Genomic DNA, 18,583 nt, shown 5'->3' on the forward strand with positions numbered 1-18,583 from the left:
GCCACCGCGGGCACAGAACGATCCTAGCTGACCAGAAACAACAAAGCCCCTGTAAAAGGGGCTTTGTTGCGTTTATCTGGCGGAGAGCGAGGGATTCGAACCCTCGATACGCTATTAACGTATACACACTTTCCAGGCGTGCTCCTTCAGCCACTCGGACAGCTCTCCGCAATCTCGGTACTGGGTTTCCCCTGTTCCGAGGCGCGCTAATGTACCTAAACCAAGCCGGTTTGGCAAACGCTATTTCAAGATGCCGCCCCACTGCCGGCGCGATCGCACCCTTGGGTCCAGAGCCGTTTCATGAGAGCCACCAAGGTCGGCGATAAAACGGCTGCCGGGCGCCAACGAGCCAGGATCCAGCGGAAAATCTCCCATCGATCAGCTACAAACACTTCAATTACATGTTACATTATAACAATTCGATAACCACTGAACGATTGCATCTCCCAACCGACATCGAGATTTATCCAATGATTCACCAACTTCCCGTTACCGTACTGTCCGGATTTCTTGGCGCCGGCAAAAGCACGTTGCTCAACCATGTACTGAAGAATCGCGACAACCGCCGAGTCGCGGTGATCGTCAATGATATGAGCGAAATCAATATCGACAGCAGCGAGGTACAGCGCGAGGTAACCCTGAATCGCGCTGAAGAGAAGCTGGTGGAGATGAGCAATGGATGTATTTGCTGCACTTTGCGCGAGGACCTGCTGGAGGAAGTCAGTCGCCTGGCCCGAGAGGGACGCTTCGACTATCTGTTGATCGAATCCACCGGTATCTCCGAGCCACTACCGGTGGCCGAGACGTTCACCTTCCGCGATGAGCAGGGCTCTAGCCTGTCGGACCTGACACGCCTGGACACCATGGTCACCGTCGTCGACGGCGTCAATTTCCTGCGTGACTTCCACGACTCGGAAAGCCTGGCCAGCCGTGGCGAGACGCTGGGCCAGGAAGATGAGCGCACTATCACTGACCTGTTGATCGAGCAGGTCGAGTTTGCCGATGTGATTCTGATCAGCAAGATCGATCTGATCTCCAGCGTCGAGTTCAACGAGCTGTCGGCCATACTCCATAGCCTCAACCCGCACGCGGAAGTCTTGCCTATGAGTATGGGCCGAATACCGCTGGAGAAGATTCTCGATACCGGCCGTTTCGACTTCGAGCGTGCCGCCCAGGCTCCGGGGTGGCTACAGGAAATGCGCGGCGAGCACGTCCCGGAAAGCGAGGAATATGGCATCGCTTCTTGCGCCTACCGCGCCCGTCGCCCCTTTCATCCCGAACGTTTCTACGATTTCCTCACTCGTCCCTGGCAAAACGGTCGGTTGCTGCGCTCCAAGGGCTATTTCTGGCTGGCCAGCAAATACCGTGAAGCAGGTAGTTGGTCCCAGGCAGGCGGGCTGATGCGCCATGACCTGGCAGGAAATTGGTGGCGCTTTGTATCGAAAACTCAATGGCCGCAGGACGAGGAAGCACTACAGTCCATCCTTGCTCATTGGGATGGTGAGACAGGCGATTGCCGCCAGGAACTGGTGTTCATTGGCCAGAACATCAACTTCGAACAACTGACCGCCGAGCTGAACGCCTGCCTGCTGGATGATCAGGAAATGGCGGCCGGCTTGGCCAGCTGGGAGCAGTTGCCCGATCCCTTCGGCGCATGGAGCGAAGATGTTGCCTGACAAGCGCACCAATGGACGATGCGGAAACCCTGCTCAAAGGGCAATGTATTAGAGACTCGCCAGTCACCGCTATCCTGGTAAACTGCCAGACGTATGCTGGCTCGTGGCTGGCTGATAATAATCGATGAGGGTTCCTGGATGAGCGAGCTGGTTTCCTACAGTTTTTCCGATGGTGTTGCCGTATTGGCGCTGGATAATGGCAAGGCCAACGCCCTGTCGCCCGAGCTGTTCGAGGCGTTCAATGCCGCCCTGGACCGGGCCGAGCAGGACCGTGCGGTGGTAGTCATCAAGGGCAAGGAAGGGATCTTCTCCGGCGGTTATGACCTCAAGGTCATGACCTCCAGCCCCGAAGCGGCCAAGGGGCTGGTTGCCATTGGCTCGACACTGTCCCGTCGCCTGCTGGCCCATCCCTATCCGGTAATGACAATGTGCACCGGCCACGCCATTGCCAAAGGCGCCTTTTTGCTGCTGTCAGCTGATTACCGTATCGGCGTCGAAGGCCCATTCAAGATTGGTCTCAATGAAGTGGCCATCGGCATGACCATGCACCATGTCGGCATTGAACTGGCCCGGGCACGTCTGACCCACAGCGCCTTCACCCGTTCAGTGATCAACGCCGAGCTGTTCTCGCCCACCGACGCGGTGACAGCAGGCTTCCTCGATCGGGTGGTCCCTGCCGAGGCACTGGAGACTGAAACCATGGCCATGGCCGCGCAGCTGACCAAGCTGAACATGACTGCCCATCGCAATACCAAGCTGAAGACCCGCAAGGCGCTGCTGGAGTTGCTGGATCAGTCGATCGCCGAAGACAAGCTGCATAATCTCTGATGGACTCCATCACTCAGGCAGTGCTGGGCGCGTCGATACAGGGCGCCCTGCTCGGACGTTGGCAGGGCCGCAAGGCCCTGCTGTATGGAGCGATACTGGGCACGCTGCCGGATCTGGATGTCGTGCTGGACTACGGCGATGCCGTCGCCAACATGACCTATCACCGTGGTTTCAGCCATTCCCTGTTGGTACTGAGCGTCGTGAGTGTGCTGCTGGCCTGGGCAGTGCGGCGTTTTCGTCCGCATCCTGAGTACAGCGGCGTCCGGCTCTGGTTCTGCATCTGGCTGATCCTGATCACCCATGTGTTACTGGATGCCTTCACTACCTATGGCACCCAGCTGTTCTGGCCGCTGACGACGCCACCGGTGGCGATCTCCAGCATCTTCATCATCGATCCGCTGTACACCCTGCCGTTACTGCTGGCGGTTATCGCCGGGCTGGTATTGGGGCTGCGCAGGCGTAGCGGTCTGCGTCTGCAATATGCCGCGCTGGCCTTCAGCAGCCTGTATCTGGCGAGCACCCTGGCGGGCAAGCAGATGGCCGATCACCGGCTGGAACAAGCCCTGGCCAATGCGGGCATCCAGCCGCAAGCCACCTTCACCTCTCCTACGCCCTTCAATACGGTGTTATGGCGTGTGGTGGCGGTAGACGGGGATGATTATTACGAAGGGTTGGTCAGTTGGTTCGACCGCCAGCCAGTGCAGCTTGAGCGTTTATCGCGCCACGCCAGCGCGGCGCAGCCCGTGTTGCTGGACTCGCCACAACACCAGCGCCTGCGCTGGTTTGCCGGTGATCTGCTGCGCTATGACCTGATCGATGACCAGTGGGTAGTCACCGACCTGCGGTTGGGGATGACCGGCTACCATCCATTCCGCTTCGCCCTGGCTACGGTTGGGCCAGACGGGCAGGATGCCGAACTGATCGAGTTCGCCGAGCTATGGCCAGCGCCGAGTGCCGAGCTGCAGGCACTGTCCTGGCTGCAGCGGCGCGCGCTGGATGAGCATTACCCGGTCTCTCTGGTACGCCTGGCCGAACCGCTGACATTGCCGCCCACGCTGCCTTGAGCCCACCACTCAAGGCGGCGCTTAGCGTGACTCCTGATAATCGGCGACCAGTACCGCTGCGGTATCTTCTTCGTGCACCCACTCCCGCCAGATGGCCAGCAGCAACGCCATCAACACCGGGCCAATGAACAGGCCGACCAGCCCCATGGTGGTGACCCCGCCGATCAGGCCAAAGAATGTCAGCAGGAACGGCAGCTTGATCGGGCCACCGACCAGCGAGGGACGGATGGTCTTGTCGACAATGAACAGCTCCACCGAACCCCAGATGAACAGGCCCACCCCCGCCACGGTGTCGCCACTGCCGATCAGGTACAGCGACACCAGGGTGAAGGCGAGCGGCGCGCCTCCGGGAATCAGCGCCATGACCCCGGTGATCAACCCCAGCGCTACCGGCGATGGCACACCAGCGACCCAGTAGGCGATGCCAAGGATGATACCTTCGCCGATGGCGATCAGGCCCATGCCGATGACTGTCGAGGTAACCGTCGCCGGCACCATGCGCGAGAACCGCTGCCAGCGTGCTGGCAGCACTTCCTCACCGACCCGGTCGACCTGCCTAACCAACACGTAGCCATCACGGTACAGAAAGAACAGCGTAATCAGCATGAACAGCAGCGCCAGAGCCAGGGAAAAAGCCATGCCGCTCATGGCCATGATCACACGGGAGATGTTGCCCAGGTGTTGACCACTGGCCATCTGGATGATTTCACTGATGGCGTGGGGATGATTCAGATACTCGTCCCATTGCTCGGCCAGCCAGGAGCCGACCAGTGGCAGTGCGGCGATCCAGCCAGGCACATCGGTCCCTTCACGGTTGGCCTCCACCAACCAGGCCATCCACACCTGCGCCTCTTCCAGGGCGAAGGAAAACGCCATGGTCAACGGCACGATCAGTACCCCGAGAATCAGTAGAATGGCGACTGTCGCAGCCAGCGTTCGACTACCGCCACATAGCCGCAGCAGTCGCTGGAACAGCGGCCAACTGGCAAAGGCGATGATCAGCGCAGCCAGGACCGGGACAATAAAACCGTGGAAGAAATAGATCCCGGCGATGATTACCAGTAGCAATAGCCAGCGTGCCGCAGTATTCGACGGCATGATAGATGGGGGTGGCGTTGTACTCATAGGCTCCCTTCGTTGTCCGTTAATGGCCGGGTCGATTCCACGATCGCCCAACCATCATAACAGCAGGACGCGGAGCGGCAGCGGGAATACTTTTACCAGCTGTTATCCGATGGATGCCGCATAAGTCCGATTGATACACGATGTGGCGCCCATCCTATCGCCCCATCTGCGATAATGGTGCGGTTTTCCGCCCGCGAGATACCCTGAATGCCCAGCCCGGAGGCGCCTTCCGCCCTGAACAGCAGAAATACCCTGCCCATTGCCGCGTGCATGCTGGCGCTGTTCACCACCATTCTTGCCAGCCACATGCCCACCCCTCTGTACGCTGTCTGGCAGCAGAGCTGGGGTTTTTCCGCCACGGCGTTGACTGCAGTCTTCTCGGTGTATGTGCTGGGCGTGGTCATCACCCTGCTGACCTTGGGCTCGCTGTCGGACCAGCTTGGCCGGCGGCAGGTCCTGGTACCGGGCTTGCTGTTCATCCTGTCCGGCTCGATTATCTTCATGCTGGCCGGGGATATCTATGAACTGGCCCTGGCGCGCCTGCTCACCGGTATCGGCACCGGCATGGTCACCGGCGCGGCAACGGCGGCCGTGGTGGAACTCGAACCGGATGGCAACTGGGCCCGGGGCGCGATTCTCACGGCACTGGCCTTCACTCTGGGCGCCGCTACCGGCCCGACAGTCAGCTCACTGATGTTGCGCTGGACCGACCATGGCGATGTGTGGCCGTTTCTGGTGGCCGTGGCGCTGTGTATCACCACTCTGATCATGCTGATAAGCGCGCCCTGGCCTGCCAACCTGGGACAGCGCCAGCCGGGCTTTCGCCTGCGCGCCTGGCGACCCACGCCGATCAAGGTGCCGCGTGCGCTGCTGGGTATCTTCCTGTTCGCTGCTGCGGCCATTTCCCTGGCCTGGTCCACCGGCAGCCTGTATTCGTCGCTGGGGCCGACCCTGGCACGGGAGCTGATCGGCATCGATGATCTGGCCATGGCCGGGTTGTTCGCGGCAGCGTGGCAGCTGGTGGCCGGGCTGAGCCAGTTTGCCGCCCAGCGCCAGCCGCTCAATCGGCTGATCATCGCCGGCCCACTCCTGCTGATCACCGGCCTGCTCGCACTGGGCGGCGCCGTGTGGCAGGCATCGGTCTGGCTGTTCATCGCGGCAACCCTGATCACGGGTATGGCTGCCGGTGCCATTGGTGTGGTTGCTACCGTGTCGATCGCCCGCGCGGCGCCCCCTGCCGAACGGGGCGCAACGACCTCGGCCTTCTATCTGGCCGCCTACCTGACCATGGCCACCGTGGTGCTGAGCATCGGTTTTGCCAGTGATCAGATCGGCCTGGTGAACAGCATGCTCGGCTTTATCGGGCTGATCTGCTGCGCGGCGCTGAGCATCATGCTGTTGCGCCACCGGCTTCAGCCATAGAACCAGCGCCAGAGGAAGAAGCACAGCATGCCGCCGGCGATGGTCGCCAGCAGATTACGCCAGCGGGCGGCAATGAGGATGGCGGCAACCCCGCCGACCAGGTAAGCATTATCCAGGGTCAATTGCAGGCCATCACCGTCCGGCATGAGCATGATCGGCGCAACAATGGCCGTCAGCACCGCCACCGGCACATAGGTCAGCGCCCGCGCCACCAGCGGATTGAAACGCACCCGGTGGCCGACGGCGAACAGGGTGTAGCGGATGACGAAGGTGATGACCGCCATACCCAGGATCAGGGCAATCTCGAAGCTGCTCATTCGACCTCCGGCACAGTCAGGCGCTCTCGCCCCGCTGCATGCTCAGCCAATACCCCGGCCACAACTCCGAGCAGCGCCGCCAGCATCAGGCCCAACTGGTACGGCAGCCCATGGGCCAGCACCGCAGTACCGCCCGCCACCAGGGCGGCGATGATCATCGGCCGATTGCGCAGCAGGGGCACGACAATGCCGATGAAGGTGGCCACCATGGCGAAATCCAGCCCCCAATCAGCCAGCCCCGGCAGCGCCTGACCGAGCAACACGCCGACGAGGGTGCAGACAAACCACACGCTGTACATGGCCAGGCAGGAGCCCAGAAAATACCAGTGCTTGTGTTCCAGCGGCCCCTTGTCGAGCAGGTAGTGCCGGTGTACCACGGCAAAGCTTTCATCGGTCAGCCAGAACGCCAGCGGCACCCGCCAGCGTTGCGGCAGGTGCCGCACATGGGGCAGCAGACTGGCGCTGTACAGCGCATGGCGCAGGTTGACGATCAAGGTAGTCAGCAGAATCACCACCAGCCCCGCACCAGACGCCACCAGACTGGCAGCGACGAACTGGGCGGAGCCGGCGAACACCAGCGCGGACATGGCCAGCGTCGCACTGATCGACAGGCCGGAGGAGACGGCAAGGGTGCCGAAGACGATACCGAACGGCAACGCGCCAACCAGCATGGGAATGGTATCGCGCATGCCGAGCAGCAGCTCTCTCGAACGTGACATCATGATCTCGATTGTTGGTACGGAAGGAGACGCCCGAGGGGGCGTCATCGGATTCTATCAGCTTGCTCGTCCGCCGCGTCAGAGATTGACGTAGCGACTGATCAGCGCTCGCAACGCCGCCGGCTTCACCGGTTTGGGCAGGTAATCCAGGCCATTGAGGCGGATACGCATGATCAGCTCATCGCGCCCGTCGGCGCTGATCACCACACCCGGCAGCGTGGTGGCGGACAGCTCTCGCAGCCAGCTCATCAGCTCGATACCGGTATCGCCATCATCCAGGTGGTAATCGACCAGGACCAGCTCGGGGCAGAAACCCGAGTCCAGCAACTGCTGCACTTCCCCACGATCGCGGGCCACCGCGACATTGCATTGCCAGCGGCTCAGCAGGCTGTTCATGCCGGTGAGGATATTCGGCTCGTTATCGATGCACAGCACCTGGGCACCGCTCAGTGCCGGCGCGCTTTGCGCGTGGGGTGTGCGGGTCCGACGATCATAGCTGTCCACCGGCACCGTCACGCTGAATACACTGCCATGGCCCGGCCAGGAGCGCACCGCCAGCTCATGACCCAGCACCCGGCACAGGCCATCGGCGATGGCGAGCCCGAGACCCAGTCCCTTCTCAGCCTGAGTGCGATGGTTGTCCAGCCGCTGGAATTCCTCGAAGATGGTTTGCAGTTTGTCCCGCGGGATACCCGGCCCCTGGTCCCAGACCTCGATGCGCACCTTGCCTGGCAACCGGCGCATGCCCAGTACCACCCGGGAATTGGCCGCGTAACGGAAGGCGTTGGTGAGAAAGTTCTGCAGCACCCGGCGCAGCAGCCGGATATCACTGCGCACCCGCAAACGGCTGCCGTAAACCCGCAGGTCGACGCCCTGCTCCGCCGCCAGCGCACCGAATTCGATACGCAGCGGCTCGATCAGCTCGGTGAGCTGGAAGCTGCTCCATTCCGGGGTAATGCGGTCGGACTCCAACCGCGACAGGTCCAGCAGATCGGAAATCAGATCCTCGGCTGAGCGCAGTGAGGTGTCCAGATGCCGTACCAGCTCCTGAGCTTCCTGTGGCAGGTTGGGCTGATGCGCCAGCGAGGCGGAGAACAGGCGTGCCGCATTCATCGGCTGCATCAGATCATGGCTCACGGCGGTGAGGAACCGCCCTTTGGACTGGCTGGCCTGCTCGGTCTGCGCCTTGGCCTGGATCAGCGCCTGGTTCAACTCGGACAGTTCCCGGGTACGCTCGACGACCCGCTGTTCCAGCCCCTCGTTGGACTCCTTGAGCCCCTTCTCGGCTTCGCGGAACGCGGTAATATCGGTAAAACTCATGACAAAGCCGCCGCCGGGCATCGGATTGCCAATAATCTCGATCACCCGCCCATTGGGAAACAACCGCTCCGAGCGATGGGCGGTGCCCCGACGCATCCAGTTGACCCGCTTGTCCACATGCATCTGCGGATTGCCCGGACCACACAAGCCACGCCGGGCATTGCACAGGATAAGGTCGGCGATCGGCCGGCCGATGGTGATCAGCCCCTCGGGATACTGGAACATCTCCAGGTAGCGGTGATTCCAGGCCACCAGGCGCAGTTCCTTGTCCACCACGCTGATGCCCTGGGTGATATTTTCGATAGCGCCCTGCAGCAACCCGCGGTTGAACTGCAGTACCTCGGACGCCTCGTCGACGATGCGCACCACATCCTCGAAGTGCATGTCGCGTCCCTCGATCGCGGCCTTTACCACCACCCGCGCCGACGAGGCACCCAGCACCCCGGCCAGCAGGCGTTCGGTCTGGGTGATCCAGCTGCTGTCAGCAACCTGGCTCGGGATAAAGGCCACATCCTGGGCTTCGGCAAAGCGCTCGAAACCGGCGCGGGCGCGCTCGTCACCGACGAAGCGTGCGGCCAACGTCAGCAGATCATCCACGGTGACCCGCAGCATCGCTCGGCTGGGGCCGTCGGCCCATTGATCGCCGTCCAGGCTGACGAAGCGGCTGGCCTGCCAGTGCTCCAGCACCCGGGTGCGACTGAAGGTGGATACCACGACGAATACCGCAAAGTTACAGCCCAGCGCGATCATGCTGCCCAGGGTAAGACCATCGACTGGCAAGCCGAAGGCATTGCTGTACATCTCGGCCAGCAGCGGCCAGTCCGCGGTGCCATTGATGCCCAGCACCGGCAGAATCAGCAGGTATAGCCACAATCCGATACCCACCACCAATCCGGCGAACACGCCGGTGCGATTGGCCTGCTTCCAGAACAGCGCGCCGAACATCGCCGGTGCCAGCTGGGCGATGGCGGCGAAGGCGATCTGCCCGGTATTGGCCAGACTGCCGGCACTGCCGATCATGCGATAGACCACGTAGGCCAGCAGCAGGATGATTAGGATACTGCTGCGGCGGATATTCAGCAGCCAGCCGCGGAACTCCTCGTAGGAACGCTCCGACTGTTTCTGCTTGCGCAGCAGCAGCGGCAATACCACGTCGTTGGACACCATGGTACTCAATGCAATCGCCGCCACGATCACCATGCCGGTAGCCGCCGAGGCCCCACCCAGGAAAGCCAGCAACGCCAGTACCGGCTGCCCTTCCATCAGCGGCAGATTGATCACGTAGGAGTCGGGGGAATAGGCCGAGCCGAAGCTCAATTGTCCGGCCAGGCTGATCGGCACCACGAACAACCCGGCCAGCACCAGATAGGCGGGAAACACCCAGCGCGCCATACGCAGGTCGGACGACTGGATATTCTCCACCACCGTCACCTGGAACTGCCGGGGCAAACAGAGAAACGCCAGGATCGCGATGAAGGTTTGGAACAGCAGATTGGTGTGCATGGTCTCGCGCTGCCAATATTCGGCCAGCTCGGCGCTGTTACCCGCCCGCTCCAGCAGATCGGCGAAACCGCCGAACAGCCCGAAGGTGACGAACACCCCCACCGCAATGAAGGCCAGCAGCTTGACCAGCGACTCGAAGGCAATGGCCAGCATCATGCCGCGATGGTGCTCGGTGGCATCCAGACTCCGGGTGCCGAACAGGATGGTGAACAGCGCCAGCAGGAAAGTCACCACCAGCGCGGTATCCTCCGCTCCCTGCGCGCCTTCAGCCAGGGCCGCTCCCTGCCCCGTCAGCAAGGTAAAGCCCAGCACGATGCCCTTGAGCTGCAAGGCGATATAGGGCAGTACGCTGACCAGACACAGCAGCGCCACCACCACCCCCAAACCCTGGGATTTGCCATAACGCGAGGCAATGAAGTCGGCGATGGAGGTGATGTTTTCCTGTTTGCTGATCGCCAGCATCCGGGCGTACAGCCGCCAGCCCAGCATGAACAGGATCACCGGACCGATATAGATCGGCAGGAAGTCCCAGATCTGGCCCGCCGCCATGCCCACCGCACCGAAGAAGGTCCAACTGGTACACCACACCGCCAACGACAGGCTGTAGACCCAGACCCGCACACGCGGGCTGAACTCGCCCGTCTGCCGATCACCCCAGAAGGCGATGGCGAACAGGCAAGCCATGTAGATCAGGAAGGTGGACGCAACCAGTCCGCCGGAAAGCATCATTGACGGTCAATCTCGAAATGAAGAGTGCGTAGTCTGGCAGGCAGCGGTCACTTTGCCCAGAAGCGGCGCCTCAGACCTAAGTCGAAGTATCCCTCAACCGCCCAGCAGCACCAGCCCCCAGACCACCGCAATCAGGAACAGACTCAACATCTGCGCGGCGCTGCCCATGTCCTTGGACGCCTTGGACAACGGATGCCGTTCCAGGGAAATACGATCGATAGCCGCCTCGATGGCGGAATTCAGCAACTCCACCACCAGCGACAGCACCACGCAGGCGATCAGCAGGGCCTTGGCGACCGCCGACACCGGCAACACACAGGCGACCGGAATCAAGACCAGCGCCAGCCAGACCAGTTGTCGGAACGCCGCTTCACCCCGATAGGCGACTTTGAGCCCATCCAGCGAATAGCCACAGGCGCGCCAGATGCGTCTTGCGCCGGTGATGCCTTTATAGGGGTTTTCCGTCGGCTCCATGTTCAGGAGTGCGACTGGCGGCCCGACTTGGCCAGCTCCATATGCTGCAGCGCGAGGGCCGCCTGGGTGCGGGTGCGTACCCCCAGCTTGCGGAAGATGGCCGTTACATGCGCCTTGATGGTCGCCTCGGACACGCTCAGCTCATAGGCGATCTGCTTGTTCAGCAAACCATCGCAGACCATGCTCAGAACCCGGAACTGCTGCGGAGTCAGACTGGCCAACTGGGCACTGATAGCTTCTTCCTCGGCACTCAGCGGGGCGACATCCTCATTGACCTGCGCCGGCCAGCAGACGTCGCCATCCAGCACATCCTGCACCGACGTCTGGATATCCTCCAGGCTGGAGGATTTGGGAATGAAGCCACTGGCGCCAAAATCCCGCGCACGCTTGACCACAGCGGCCTCTTCCTGGGCGGATATGACGATCACCGGCACATGAGGGTAATGGCTGCGCAGCAGTACCAGGCCAGAGAAGCCGTGGGCGCCGGGCATGTTCAGATCGAGCAGCACCAGATCCCAGCTGCTGCGCTGGTCGAGCAAGGCCTGCAATTCGGCAATCGAACCGGCTTCGGTCAACTTGATTTCGGCGCTCAGGCCACTGCTCAGCGCCTGAAACAGCGCGCTGCGAAACAATGGATGATCGTCCGCAATCAGAATCTCGTAGATGGGCCCCATGCCGCTTCCTGCCTGTGTCGTGTGTCCGGATATGTCATCGCGCAGCGACACAGCCTGACATCGGAGACAGCATCCGTCAATTTGTTTGCCGGAACCTGATGGCTCATTCGTGGTCTTTCTCCGGTTATGCTGCAACGCTCGGATCGGCTGCACGTTACAGGCGGTCACGCAAACGGATACAGTAGCCTCCCTTGCTGCGATCATTACCAGCCTCGAAGCCAGCAGGAGCCGTCAGTCCATCACTGAGGAAAATTCCTCCCTCCTCAGAACCAGTCGGGGCGAAGGCGGTCACAGATGTACGCTCGCAGATATGAATACAGCCCGGTGGAGAACCTATGCGTTACCTTATCGTCATGATTGCCCTGTTGATCGCCCTGCCCAGCCAGGCCGCATCTTTGCGCGAAACCCGTCTGGAAGCGACGTTGAAGAGTGTCGCTCAGCAAAGCAGCAAGGGTACCCCGCGGCAGGTCAATGCCAATATTGTGGATGAAGGCTTCACTGCCGAAGGGCAGGAGCTCATCAATCACCTGACCGTGGACCCTGCTTATGCCTCGCGCATGCAGAGTGACCCACTGGTAGTGCGCAGCCAGCTGCAAAGCAGTGTTTGTGCCGACCAGCGCTTTCGCCGTCTGCTGGACATGGGTGCCACGTTGACTTACCACTTCGTGCTGGCTGACTCCAACCAGCCGGTGCTGACCCAGAGTTTCGTGGCCGATCACTGCCAGGCCATGTAAGCATGTCGGGAGCAAAGTAGCCCCACATGGAGTCAGTTCGAGAAGTAGCCACCGAAGCCGCGATATTGCATGAAGCGTTGCTGCCTCGCTCGCTCCTTGAGGTCACTGGCCGGACCTTCAGGGAAGCGTTTGGCGAAGGCCATCTGGGCCAGAGCGGCCCAATCCCAGGCACCATCACGCAGTACTTCGTCGATCAGCCGCTCGGCCACGCCGCGCTGGCGTAGCTCTTCGCGCAGCCGGACCGGGCCATAACCGCGCTGGCTGCGGGAATAGACGTAAGCCTCGCAGAAGCGCTCATCGCTGAGCAGCCCCTGCTCCTGCAACCGATCCAGCTCCATTTCCGCCATCTCGGTTGCTGCGCCCCGCTGGCGCAGCTTGCGCACTAGCTCGGCGTAGCTGTGTTCGCGCCGGGCCAGCAGATCCATCGCCGAGCGGCGGATAGCCGCCGGGGTATCCAGGCTCTGTTTACCTAACACGCGTCAGTTGCCGATATCAGCCGTCAAGATCGGCATTCTCTTCGACCGCAGCCGTCTTGCTGCTGGCCTTGGGAAGCAACTCATCACGGATGGCCTTTTCGATCTCATCGGCGATCTGCGGGTTGTCAGCCAGGAACTTGGCCGCATTGGCCTTGCCCTGCCCGATCTTGTTGCTCTTGTAGCTGTACCAGGCGCCGGACTTCTCGATCTGACCGATCTGCACGCCCAGGTCGATGATCTCGGCATTATGATAGATACCGGTGCCATACAGAATCTGGAACTCAGCCTGACGGAACGGCGGTGCCACCTTGTTCTTCACTACCTTGACTCGGGTTTCGCTGCCGATCACCTCGTCGCCTTCCTTCACCGCACCGGTGCGGCGAATATCCAGACGCACCGAGGAGTAGAACTTCAGCGCGTTACCGCCGGTGGTGGTTTCCGGGTTGCCGAACATGACGCCGATCTTCATGCGAATCTGGTTGATGAAGATCACCAGACAGTTGGCGTTCTTGATGTTACCGGTAATCTTGCGCAGCGCCTGGGACATCAGACGAGCCTGCACGCCGACGTGGTGGTCACCCATGTCGCCTTCGATTTCGGCCTTGGGCACCAGTGCCGCCACGGAGTCGACGATGATCACGTCCACGGCGTTGGAGCGCACCAGCATATCGGTGATTTCCAGTGCCTGCTCACCGGTATCCGGCTGGGACACCAGGAGGTCATCCACATTCACGCCCAGCTTGCCGGCGTACTCCGGATCGAGCGCGTGCTCGGCATCGACGAAGGCGCAGGTGGCGCCGCTTTTCTGCGCCTGGGCAATAACCGACAAGGTCAGCGTGGTTTTACCGGATGATTCCGGACCGTAGATCTCGACGATCCGGCCCTTGGGCAGACCGCCCAGGCCCAGGGCGATATCCAGGCCCAGCGAGCCGGTGGAGATCGACGGGATCGCCTGACGCTCGTGGTCGCCCATGCGCATGACCGCACCCTTGCCAAATTGACGTTCAATCTGACTCAAAGCCGCTGAAAGCGCCTTCTTCTTGTTGTCGTCCATTGTGCATCCTCTGGTATGGGGGTACGCGAGCGCCCCGGAAAAATGGAAAATCAAAACACTGTATGTATGGTCAGTGATTATTCCACAGTTGTCCGGAATCGCCTACCCCCTTTCATCGAGACTGTGCGGCGATTGGCAACGCCTTCTGCTTCGCCCCTGCAACGACATCTACAGACACCTTAATGGGAGCGGCTTGCCCGCGAATGGGTGCCGAGCAACGCTATCGCGCCCTCGCCAACTTCTCCAGCTCCATAATCAATCCCTCCAGGCCATGCAACACCGCCTGGGCGCGCACGTCCCGGCGGCTGCCCTGGATGCGCCGACATTGACTGAGCACACCTCGATCACGGACAGCCCAGCCAAACCAGACGGTACCCACGGGCTTGTCCGGCGTGCCGCCCTCGGGCCCGGCAATCCCGCTCACCGCCACCGCCAGATCCGCCCCGGCGGCCTCCAGCGCTCCCTCCGCCATGGCCCGCACTACCGGCTCGCTGACTGCGCCGAACTGCAGCAGGTCCTCTTCACTCACATCGAGCCAGCGCACCTTGCTGTGATTGGCATAGGTGACGAAGCCGGTATCGAACCAGCCGGAACTGCCGCTGACCCGGGTTATCGCCTCGGCAATTCCGCCGCCGGTACAGGATTCGGCCGCGGTCACACGCAGGCCCTGCTGACGCAATGCATTGCCCAGTCGGGCGGCGGCGGAATCGATCAGGGGATCATATTGCGACATCGCATGCTCCTCATTCTTACGCTTAAAAGACGGCACCGTTTGTTAGACTATGCCCTTTTCTTGCAGAACTATCGATCAGGGACCTTCATGAGCCGCGCCGAGAAATCCGTTACCCACACGCCGATGATGCAGCAGTACTTTGGCATAAAGCAGCAGCATCCCGATCAGTTGCTGTTCTATCGGATGGGTGATTTCTACGAGTTGTTCCACGATGACGCGAAAAAAGCCGCGCGGCTGCTGGATATCACCCTCACCGCCAGGGGTAATTCCGCCGGCCAGCCGATCCCTATGGCCGGCATTCCCTTTCACGCCGCCGAAGGCTATCTGGCCAAGCTGGTCAAGCTCGGTGAGTCGGTGGTCATCTGTGAGCAGATCGGCGACCCGGCTACCAGCAAGGGGCCGGTCGAGCGGCAGGTGGTGCGCATCCTCACTCCCGGTACCGTAAGCGACGAAGCATTGCTGGATGAGCGCCGCGACAATCTGCTAGCCGCGCTGGTGGGCAACGAGCGACGTTTCGGCCTGGCCACCCTGGATATCAACAGTGGCCGCTTCACCGCCATGGAACTGGGCGGCTGGGAAACGCTGCTCGGCGAACTGGAGCGCCTGGCGCCGGCGGAACTGCTGATTCCCGACGACTGGGAAGCCAATACGCCGATCGAGCGGCGCCGCTCGGTGCGCCGCCGCGCGCCCTGGGAATTCGACCAGGACAGCGCCTTCAAGACCCTGACCCAGCAGTTCGCCACCAAGGATCTGGTCGGTTTCGGTTGCGCCGACCTGACCCTGGGCCTCGGCGCTGCCGGTGCACTGCTTTGCTACGCCAAGGAAACCCAGCGCACCGCCCTGCCGCACCTGCGCAGCATTACCCAGGAGCGCTTCGAGGACAGCGTCGTGATCGACAGCGCCAGCCGCCGCAATCTGGAGATTGATTGCAACCTGGGCGGCAGCCGCGACAACACCCTGCTCGATGTGCTGGACCACAGCGCCACCGCCATGGGCAGCCGTCTGCTGGCCCGCTGGCTGAACCGCCCGCTGCGCGACATGGCAGTGCTGCAGGCGCGCCAGGACAGTATTGCCGGGCTGATCGATGGCTACCATTACGAGACCATTCACCCGGTGCTCAAGGGCATTGGTGATATCGAGCGCATTCTCGCCCGCGTCGCCCTGCGCTCGGCCCGTCCGCGGGACTTGGCGCGTCTGCGCGATGCACTGGCCACCCTGCCGGAGCTACAGGCCACGCTGGAGCCGGTAGCCACCCCGCACATAGGGCAGCTGGCGAGGATCGTATCTACCTATCCGGAACTTGCCGAGCTGCTGCAGCGGGCGATCATCGACAACCCGCCGGCGGTAATCCGCGATGGTGGCGTGATCAAGACCGGTTATGACAGCGAACTGGATGAACTGCAGAACATCAGCGAGAACGCCGGTCAGTACCTGATCGACCTGGAAACCCGCGAGCGCGAGCGCACCGGCCTGTCCACCCTCAAGGTCGGCTACAACCGCGTGCATGGCTATTTCATCGAGCTGTCCCGCGGCCAGTCGGCCGAGGCCCCGGCCGACTATATCCGCCGGCAGACGCTCAAGGGCGCCGAGCGTTTCATCACCCCCGAACTCAAGGAGTTCGAAGACAAGGCCCTGTCGGCCCGCAGCCGTGCCCTGGCCCGGGAAAAGCAGCTGTACGATGAACTGCTTGATCGCCTGAATGATGATCTGGCCCACCTGCAGGACAGCGCCGCCAGCCTGGCCGAGCTGGATGTGCTGACCTGCCTGGCGGAGCGCGCCGCCAGCCTGGATTACTGCCGACCGACCTTCGTGCCCGGCAGCAGCCAGCTGTGCATCGAACAGGGCCGCCACCCGGTGGTGGAAAAGGTGCTCGACGGCCCCTTCGTGGCCAATGACCTGCAACTCACCGCCGATACCCGCATGCTGGTCATCACCGGCCCCAACATGGGTGGTAAATCCACCTATATGCGCCAGACGGCATTGATCGTACTGCTGGCTCATATCGGCGCCTTTGTACCGGCGGCGAAAGTTGAGCTGTCGCCAGTCGATCGCATCTTCACCCGCATCGGCTCCAGCGATGATCTGGCCGGTGGCCGCTCGACCTTCATGGTCGAGATGAGCGAAACGGCCAATATCCTGCATAACGCCACTGACTGCAGCCTGGTGCTGATGGACGAGGTGGGCCGCGGCACCAGCACCTTCGATGGCCTGTCGCTGGCCTGGTCCGCCGCCGAATACCTCGCTCAGGTGCGGGCATTCACCCTGTTCGCCACCCATTACTTCGAACTGACCGCGCTGGCCGATAGCGATCCGGGGGTCGCCAACGTGCATCTGAACGCCACTGAACACAACGAGCGCATCGTGTTCTTGCATACCGTTCTGCGGGCCCGGCGAGCCAGAGCTACGGCTTGCAGGTAGCTCAACTGGCCGGCGTACCGCGCCCGGTGATCGACCGGGCGCGGCAGCATCTGGCGGACCTGGAACAGCAGAGCCTGCACCAGACGGCGAGCGGATCGGTACGGGACAGCATGCCGCTTCAGAATGATCTGTTCGCCGCGGCGCCGCATCCGCTGGTGGAGGCTCTCCAGCGCCTCAAACCGGACGAATTGAGTCCGCGCCAGGCACTCGAGCTGCTGTATCAGTGGAAGACGGAGTTGGGCTGAAATAGCGACAAATGATAGCCATTATCATTAAAGCTGCAGCCAAATGACGCAAGCGGGTAAAAAACATCCAGCGAAGTGCCCCACCGGGAAATTTGCTGCTAGAATACGCGCCATCTTTTGGCACGCCTTTTGGGAGACCTACCATGACCTTTGTTGTGACCGACAACTGCATCAAATGCAAGTACACCGATTGCGTTGAGGTATGTCCTGTCGACTGTTTCTACGAAGGTCCGAACTTCCTGGTCATTCATCCCGATGAGTGCATCGATTGCGCCCTGTGCGAGCCAGAGTGCCCGGCCAACGCGATTTTTGCCGAAGATGAGGTGCCGGAGAATCAGCAGGCCTTCATCGAGCTGAACGCCGAACTGGCCGACGTGTGGCCGAATATCACCGAGAAGAAGGACGCCCTGCCCGACGCGGAAGAGTGGGATGGTGTGGCGGACAAGCTGGAGCATCTGGAGCGCTGATACCAGCGCCCTGCTCGGCGTAAAAAAGGCTGACTTTTATTTAAGTCAGCCTTTTTTGTGCCCGCCATTCACTCAACCTGAACCCCAGACGCCGCTGGCTATAGAGCGCAGCCGGTCTCATCCATGGGTAGACTCTCCGTCAAGGCTGAGCCCATTTACCACAGAATGAATACATGAGCAGGTGTCGACGATGCGCCAGCCGGCCTCGGTCAAGCGGTAACGGTCTTCATAGAACCCACCCAGCTGGCGGGTGATGCCCGTTTGCGGGTTCAAGTTGAAATAGAACAGCGCCCAGCGACCGCGCGCCTCGGTCGCCGATTCGAGGACCAGCTCTGGATTGCTGCCATGATGCAGATCGACAACCTCCGGCCGACAGGCCAGCCGGGTGTACAGTGCGAGGAAGTCGTCGCGGTCATGGAACACGCCCAGATCCCCGTAATCGATTCGAATCGGCCCCGGCGCGAAACAGTCGCGGATCACCTCTGTCTGCTTCAGGTCACAGGCATTCAGGTATCGATATTTCAGCTGGCGGATCTGCTCCAGGGCTTCGAGCTGGTAGAGACGCTGCTCCAGCGTCATCCGACTTGTCACTTGCATCGTGATGT

General features: G+C 61.6%; 16 protein-coding genes, 1 tRNA gene and 1 pseudogene. 7 read left to right on the forward strand and 11 right to left on the reverse strand.

The window, feature by feature from the left end:
* Window positions 1-77 precede the first annotated feature (77 nt).
* Window positions 78-168: transfer RNA gene (locus QAO71_RS12240), tRNA-Ser, on the reverse strand.
* 302 nt (window positions 169-470) lie between these two features.
* Here QAO71_RS12240 and zigA point away from each other — a divergent pair.
* The 3 genes from zigA to QAO71_RS12255 all read left to right on the forward strand — a co-directional run bounded on the left by zigA (window position 471) and on the right by QAO71_RS12255 (window position 3,568).
* The gene (gene zigA, locus QAO71_RS12245; protein WP_280164542.1) at window positions 471-1,676 is read left to right on the forward strand and encodes a zinc metallochaperone GTPase ZigA; all 1,206 of its coding nucleotides are present in this window, start codon (window positions 471-473) and stop codon (window positions 1,674-1,676) included.
* Window positions 1,677-1,814: 138 nt separating this feature from the next.
* A complete protein-coding gene (locus QAO71_RS12250; protein ID WP_036990008.1) occupies window positions 1,815-2,504 on the forward strand; it encodes a crotonase/enoyl-CoA hydratase family protein in 690 nt (229 codons plus the stop codon).
* On the forward strand, window positions 2,504-3,568 hold the full coding sequence (locus QAO71_RS12255) for a metal-dependent hydrolase (RefSeq protein ID WP_136868930.1): 1,065 nt from the start codon (window positions 2,504-2,506) through the stop codon (window positions 3,566-3,568). Before QAO71_RS12250 ends, QAO71_RS12255 begins: the two co-directional genes overlap by 1 nt.
* Before the next feature lie 21 nt (window positions 3,569-3,589).
* Here the strand turns inward: QAO71_RS12255 and QAO71_RS12260 are convergent, their stop codons facing one another.
* Window positions 3,590-4,693 carry an AI-2E family transporter gene (locus tag QAO71_RS12260; protein ID WP_036988546.1) on the reverse strand — a complete coding sequence of 368 codons (1,104 nt, stop codon included), beginning with the start codon at window positions 4,691-4,693 and terminating at the stop codon, window positions 3,590-3,592.
* Between the two features lie 207 nt (window positions 4,694-4,900).
* On the opposite strand from QAO71_RS12260, the gene QAO71_RS12265 reads away from it, so the two are divergent.
* On the forward strand, window positions 4,901-6,115 hold the full coding sequence (locus QAO71_RS12265; RefSeq protein WP_136868929.1) for an MFS transporter: 1,215 nt from the start codon (window positions 4,901-4,903) through the stop codon (window positions 6,113-6,115).
* Here QAO71_RS12265 and QAO71_RS12270 read toward each other — a convergent pair.
* From QAO71_RS12270 to QAO71_RS12290, 5 genes are all read right to left on the reverse strand, one after another.
* On the reverse strand, window positions 6,106-6,432 hold the full coding sequence (locus tag QAO71_RS12270; protein WP_036988543.1) for an AzlD domain-containing protein: 327 nt from the start codon (window positions 6,430-6,432) through the stop codon (window positions 6,106-6,108). The genes QAO71_RS12265 and QAO71_RS12270 overlap by 10 nt on opposite strands.
* Window positions 6,429-7,151 (reverse strand): AzlC family ABC transporter permease, encoded by a 723-nt coding sequence (locus QAO71_RS12275; protein WP_074777891.1) that lies wholly within the window; start codon window positions 7,149-7,151, stop codon window positions 6,429-6,431. The genes QAO71_RS12270 and QAO71_RS12275 overlap by 4 nt, the downstream gene beginning before the upstream one ends.
* 78 nt (window positions 7,152-7,229) lie before the next feature.
* A complete protein-coding gene (locus tag QAO71_RS12280; protein ID WP_280164543.1) occupies window positions 7,230-10,703 on the reverse strand; it encodes a PAS domain-containing hybrid sensor histidine kinase/response regulator in 3,474 nt (1,157 codons plus the stop codon).
* 93 nt (window positions 10,704-10,796) lie between these two features.
* The gene (locus tag QAO71_RS12285) at window positions 10,797-11,177 is read right to left on the reverse strand and encodes a diacylglycerol kinase (protein WP_280164544.1); all 381 of its coding nucleotides are present in this window, start codon (window positions 11,175-11,177) and stop codon (window positions 10,797-10,799) included.
* Window positions 11,178-11,179: 2 nt separating this feature from the next.
* Entirely contained in the window at window positions 11,180-11,851 is a 672-nt protein-coding gene (locus tag QAO71_RS12290) for a response regulator transcription factor (RefSeq protein WP_280164545.1), read from the reverse strand.
* Between the two features lie 335 nt (window positions 11,852-12,186).
* On the opposite strand from QAO71_RS12290, the gene QAO71_RS12295 reads away from it, so the two are divergent.
* A complete protein-coding gene (locus QAO71_RS12295) occupies window positions 12,187-12,585 on the forward strand; it encodes a PA3611 family quorum-sensing-regulated virulence factor (protein ID WP_036988539.1) in 399 nt (132 codons plus the stop codon).
* 32 nt (window positions 12,586-12,617) lie between these two features.
* Here the strand turns inward: QAO71_RS12295 and QAO71_RS12300 are convergent, their stop codons facing one another.
* The 3 genes from QAO71_RS12300 to QAO71_RS12310 form a co-directional block, all read right to left on the reverse strand.
* Complete coding sequence (locus QAO71_RS12300) at window positions 12,618-13,010, reverse strand: regulatory protein RecX (protein WP_280165685.1); 393 nt, start codon at window positions 13,008-13,010, stop codon at window positions 12,618-12,620.
* A 67-nt stretch (window positions 13,011-13,077) separates the two neighbouring features.
* Entirely contained in the window at window positions 13,078-14,115 is a 1,038-nt protein-coding gene (recA, locus tag QAO71_RS12305; protein WP_280164546.1) for a recombinase RecA, read from the reverse strand.
* A gap of 220 nt (window positions 14,116-14,335) precedes the next feature.
* Entirely contained in the window at window positions 14,336-14,848 is a 513-nt protein-coding gene (locus QAO71_RS12310; RefSeq protein WP_036988531.1) for a nicotinamide-nucleotide amidohydrolase family protein, read from the reverse strand.
* An 87-nt stretch (window positions 14,849-14,935) separates the two neighbouring features.
* Here QAO71_RS12310 and mutS point away from each other — a divergent pair.
* Window positions 14,936-17,511: pseudogene (mutS, locus tag QAO71_RS12315) on the forward strand (DNA mismatch repair protein MutS).
* A 143-nt stretch (window positions 17,512-17,654) separates the two neighbouring features.
* The gene (gene fdxA, locus QAO71_RS12320; RefSeq protein WP_280164547.1) at window positions 17,655-17,978 is read left to right on the forward strand and encodes a ferredoxin FdxA; all 324 of its coding nucleotides are present in this window, start codon (window positions 17,655-17,657) and stop codon (window positions 17,976-17,978) included.
* A 117-nt stretch (window positions 17,979-18,095) separates the two neighbouring features.
* Here the strand turns inward: fdxA and QAO71_RS12325 are convergent, their stop codons facing one another.
* Entirely contained in the window at window positions 18,096-18,575 is a 480-nt protein-coding gene (locus QAO71_RS12325) for a nuclear transport factor 2 family protein (RefSeq protein ID WP_280164548.1), read from the reverse strand.
* Between the last annotated feature and the right edge of the window lie 8 nt (window positions 18,576-18,583).

The organism is Halopseudomonas sp. SMJS2, assembly GCF_029866945.1.
GTDB classification, from domain to species: Bacteria; Pseudomonadota; Gammaproteobacteria; order Pseudomonadales; family Pseudomonadaceae; genus Halopseudomonas; species Halopseudomonas bauzanensis.

What these genes read in the sequence shown, in the direction of transcription:
- zigA (WP_280164542.1), top strand. Translation starts at nt 471, where the DNA reads ATGATTCACCAACTTCCCGTTACCGTACTGTCCGGATTTCTTGGCGCC.
- QAO71_RS12250 (WP_036990008.1), top strand. Translation starts at nt 1,815, where the DNA reads ATGAGCGAGCTGGTTTCCTACAGTTTTTCCGATGGTGTTGCCGTATTG.
- QAO71_RS12255 (WP_136868930.1), top strand. Translation starts at nt 2,504, where the DNA reads ATGGACTCCATCACTCAGGCAGTGCTGGGCGCGTCGATACAGGGCGCC.
- QAO71_RS12260 (WP_036988546.1), bottom strand. Translation starts at nt 4,693, where the DNA reads ATGAGTACAACGCCACCCCCATCTATCATGCCGTCGAATACTGCGGCA.
- QAO71_RS12265 (WP_136868929.1), top strand. Translation starts at nt 4,901, where the DNA reads ATGCCCAGCCCGGAGGCGCCTTCCGCCCTGAACAGCAGAAATACCCTG.
- QAO71_RS12270 (WP_036988543.1), bottom strand. Translation starts at nt 6,432, where the DNA reads ATGAGCAGCTTCGAGATTGCCCTGATCCTGGGTATGGCGGTCATCACC.
- QAO71_RS12275 (WP_074777891.1), bottom strand. Translation starts at nt 7,151, where the DNA reads ATGTCACGTTCGAGAGAGCTGCTGCTCGGCATGCGCGATACCATTCCC.
- QAO71_RS12280 (WP_280164543.1), bottom strand. Translation starts at nt 10,703, where the DNA reads ATGATGCTTTCCGGCGGACTGGTTGCGTCCACCTTCCTGATCTACATG.
- QAO71_RS12285 (WP_280164544.1), bottom strand. Translation starts at nt 11,177, where the DNA reads ATGGAGCCGACGGAAAACCCCTATAAAGGCATCACCGGCGCAAGACGC.
- QAO71_RS12290 (WP_280164545.1), bottom strand. Translation starts at nt 11,851, where the DNA reads ATGGGGCCCATCTACGAGATTCTGATTGCGGACGATCATCCATTGTTT.
- QAO71_RS12295 (WP_036988539.1), top strand. Translation starts at nt 12,187, where the DNA reads ATGCGTTACCTTATCGTCATGATTGCCCTGTTGATCGCCCTGCCCAGC.
- QAO71_RS12300 (WP_280165685.1), bottom strand. Translation starts at nt 13,010, where the DNA reads ATGGATCTGCTGGCCCGGCGCGAACACAGCTACGCCGAGCTAGTGCGC.
- recA (WP_280164546.1), bottom strand. Translation starts at nt 14,115, where the DNA reads ATGGACGACAACAAGAAGAAGGCGCTTTCAGCGGCTTTGAGTCAGATT.
- QAO71_RS12310 (WP_036988531.1), bottom strand. Translation starts at nt 14,848, where the DNA reads ATGTCGCAATATGATCCCCTGATCGATTCCGCCGCCGCCCGACTGGGC.
- fdxA (WP_280164547.1), top strand. Translation starts at nt 17,655, where the DNA reads ATGACCTTTGTTGTGACCGACAACTGCATCAAATGCAAGTACACCGAT.
- QAO71_RS12325 (WP_280164548.1), bottom strand. Translation starts at nt 18,575, where the DNA reads ATGCAAGTGACAAGTCGGATGACGCTGGAGCAGCGTCTCTACCAGCTC.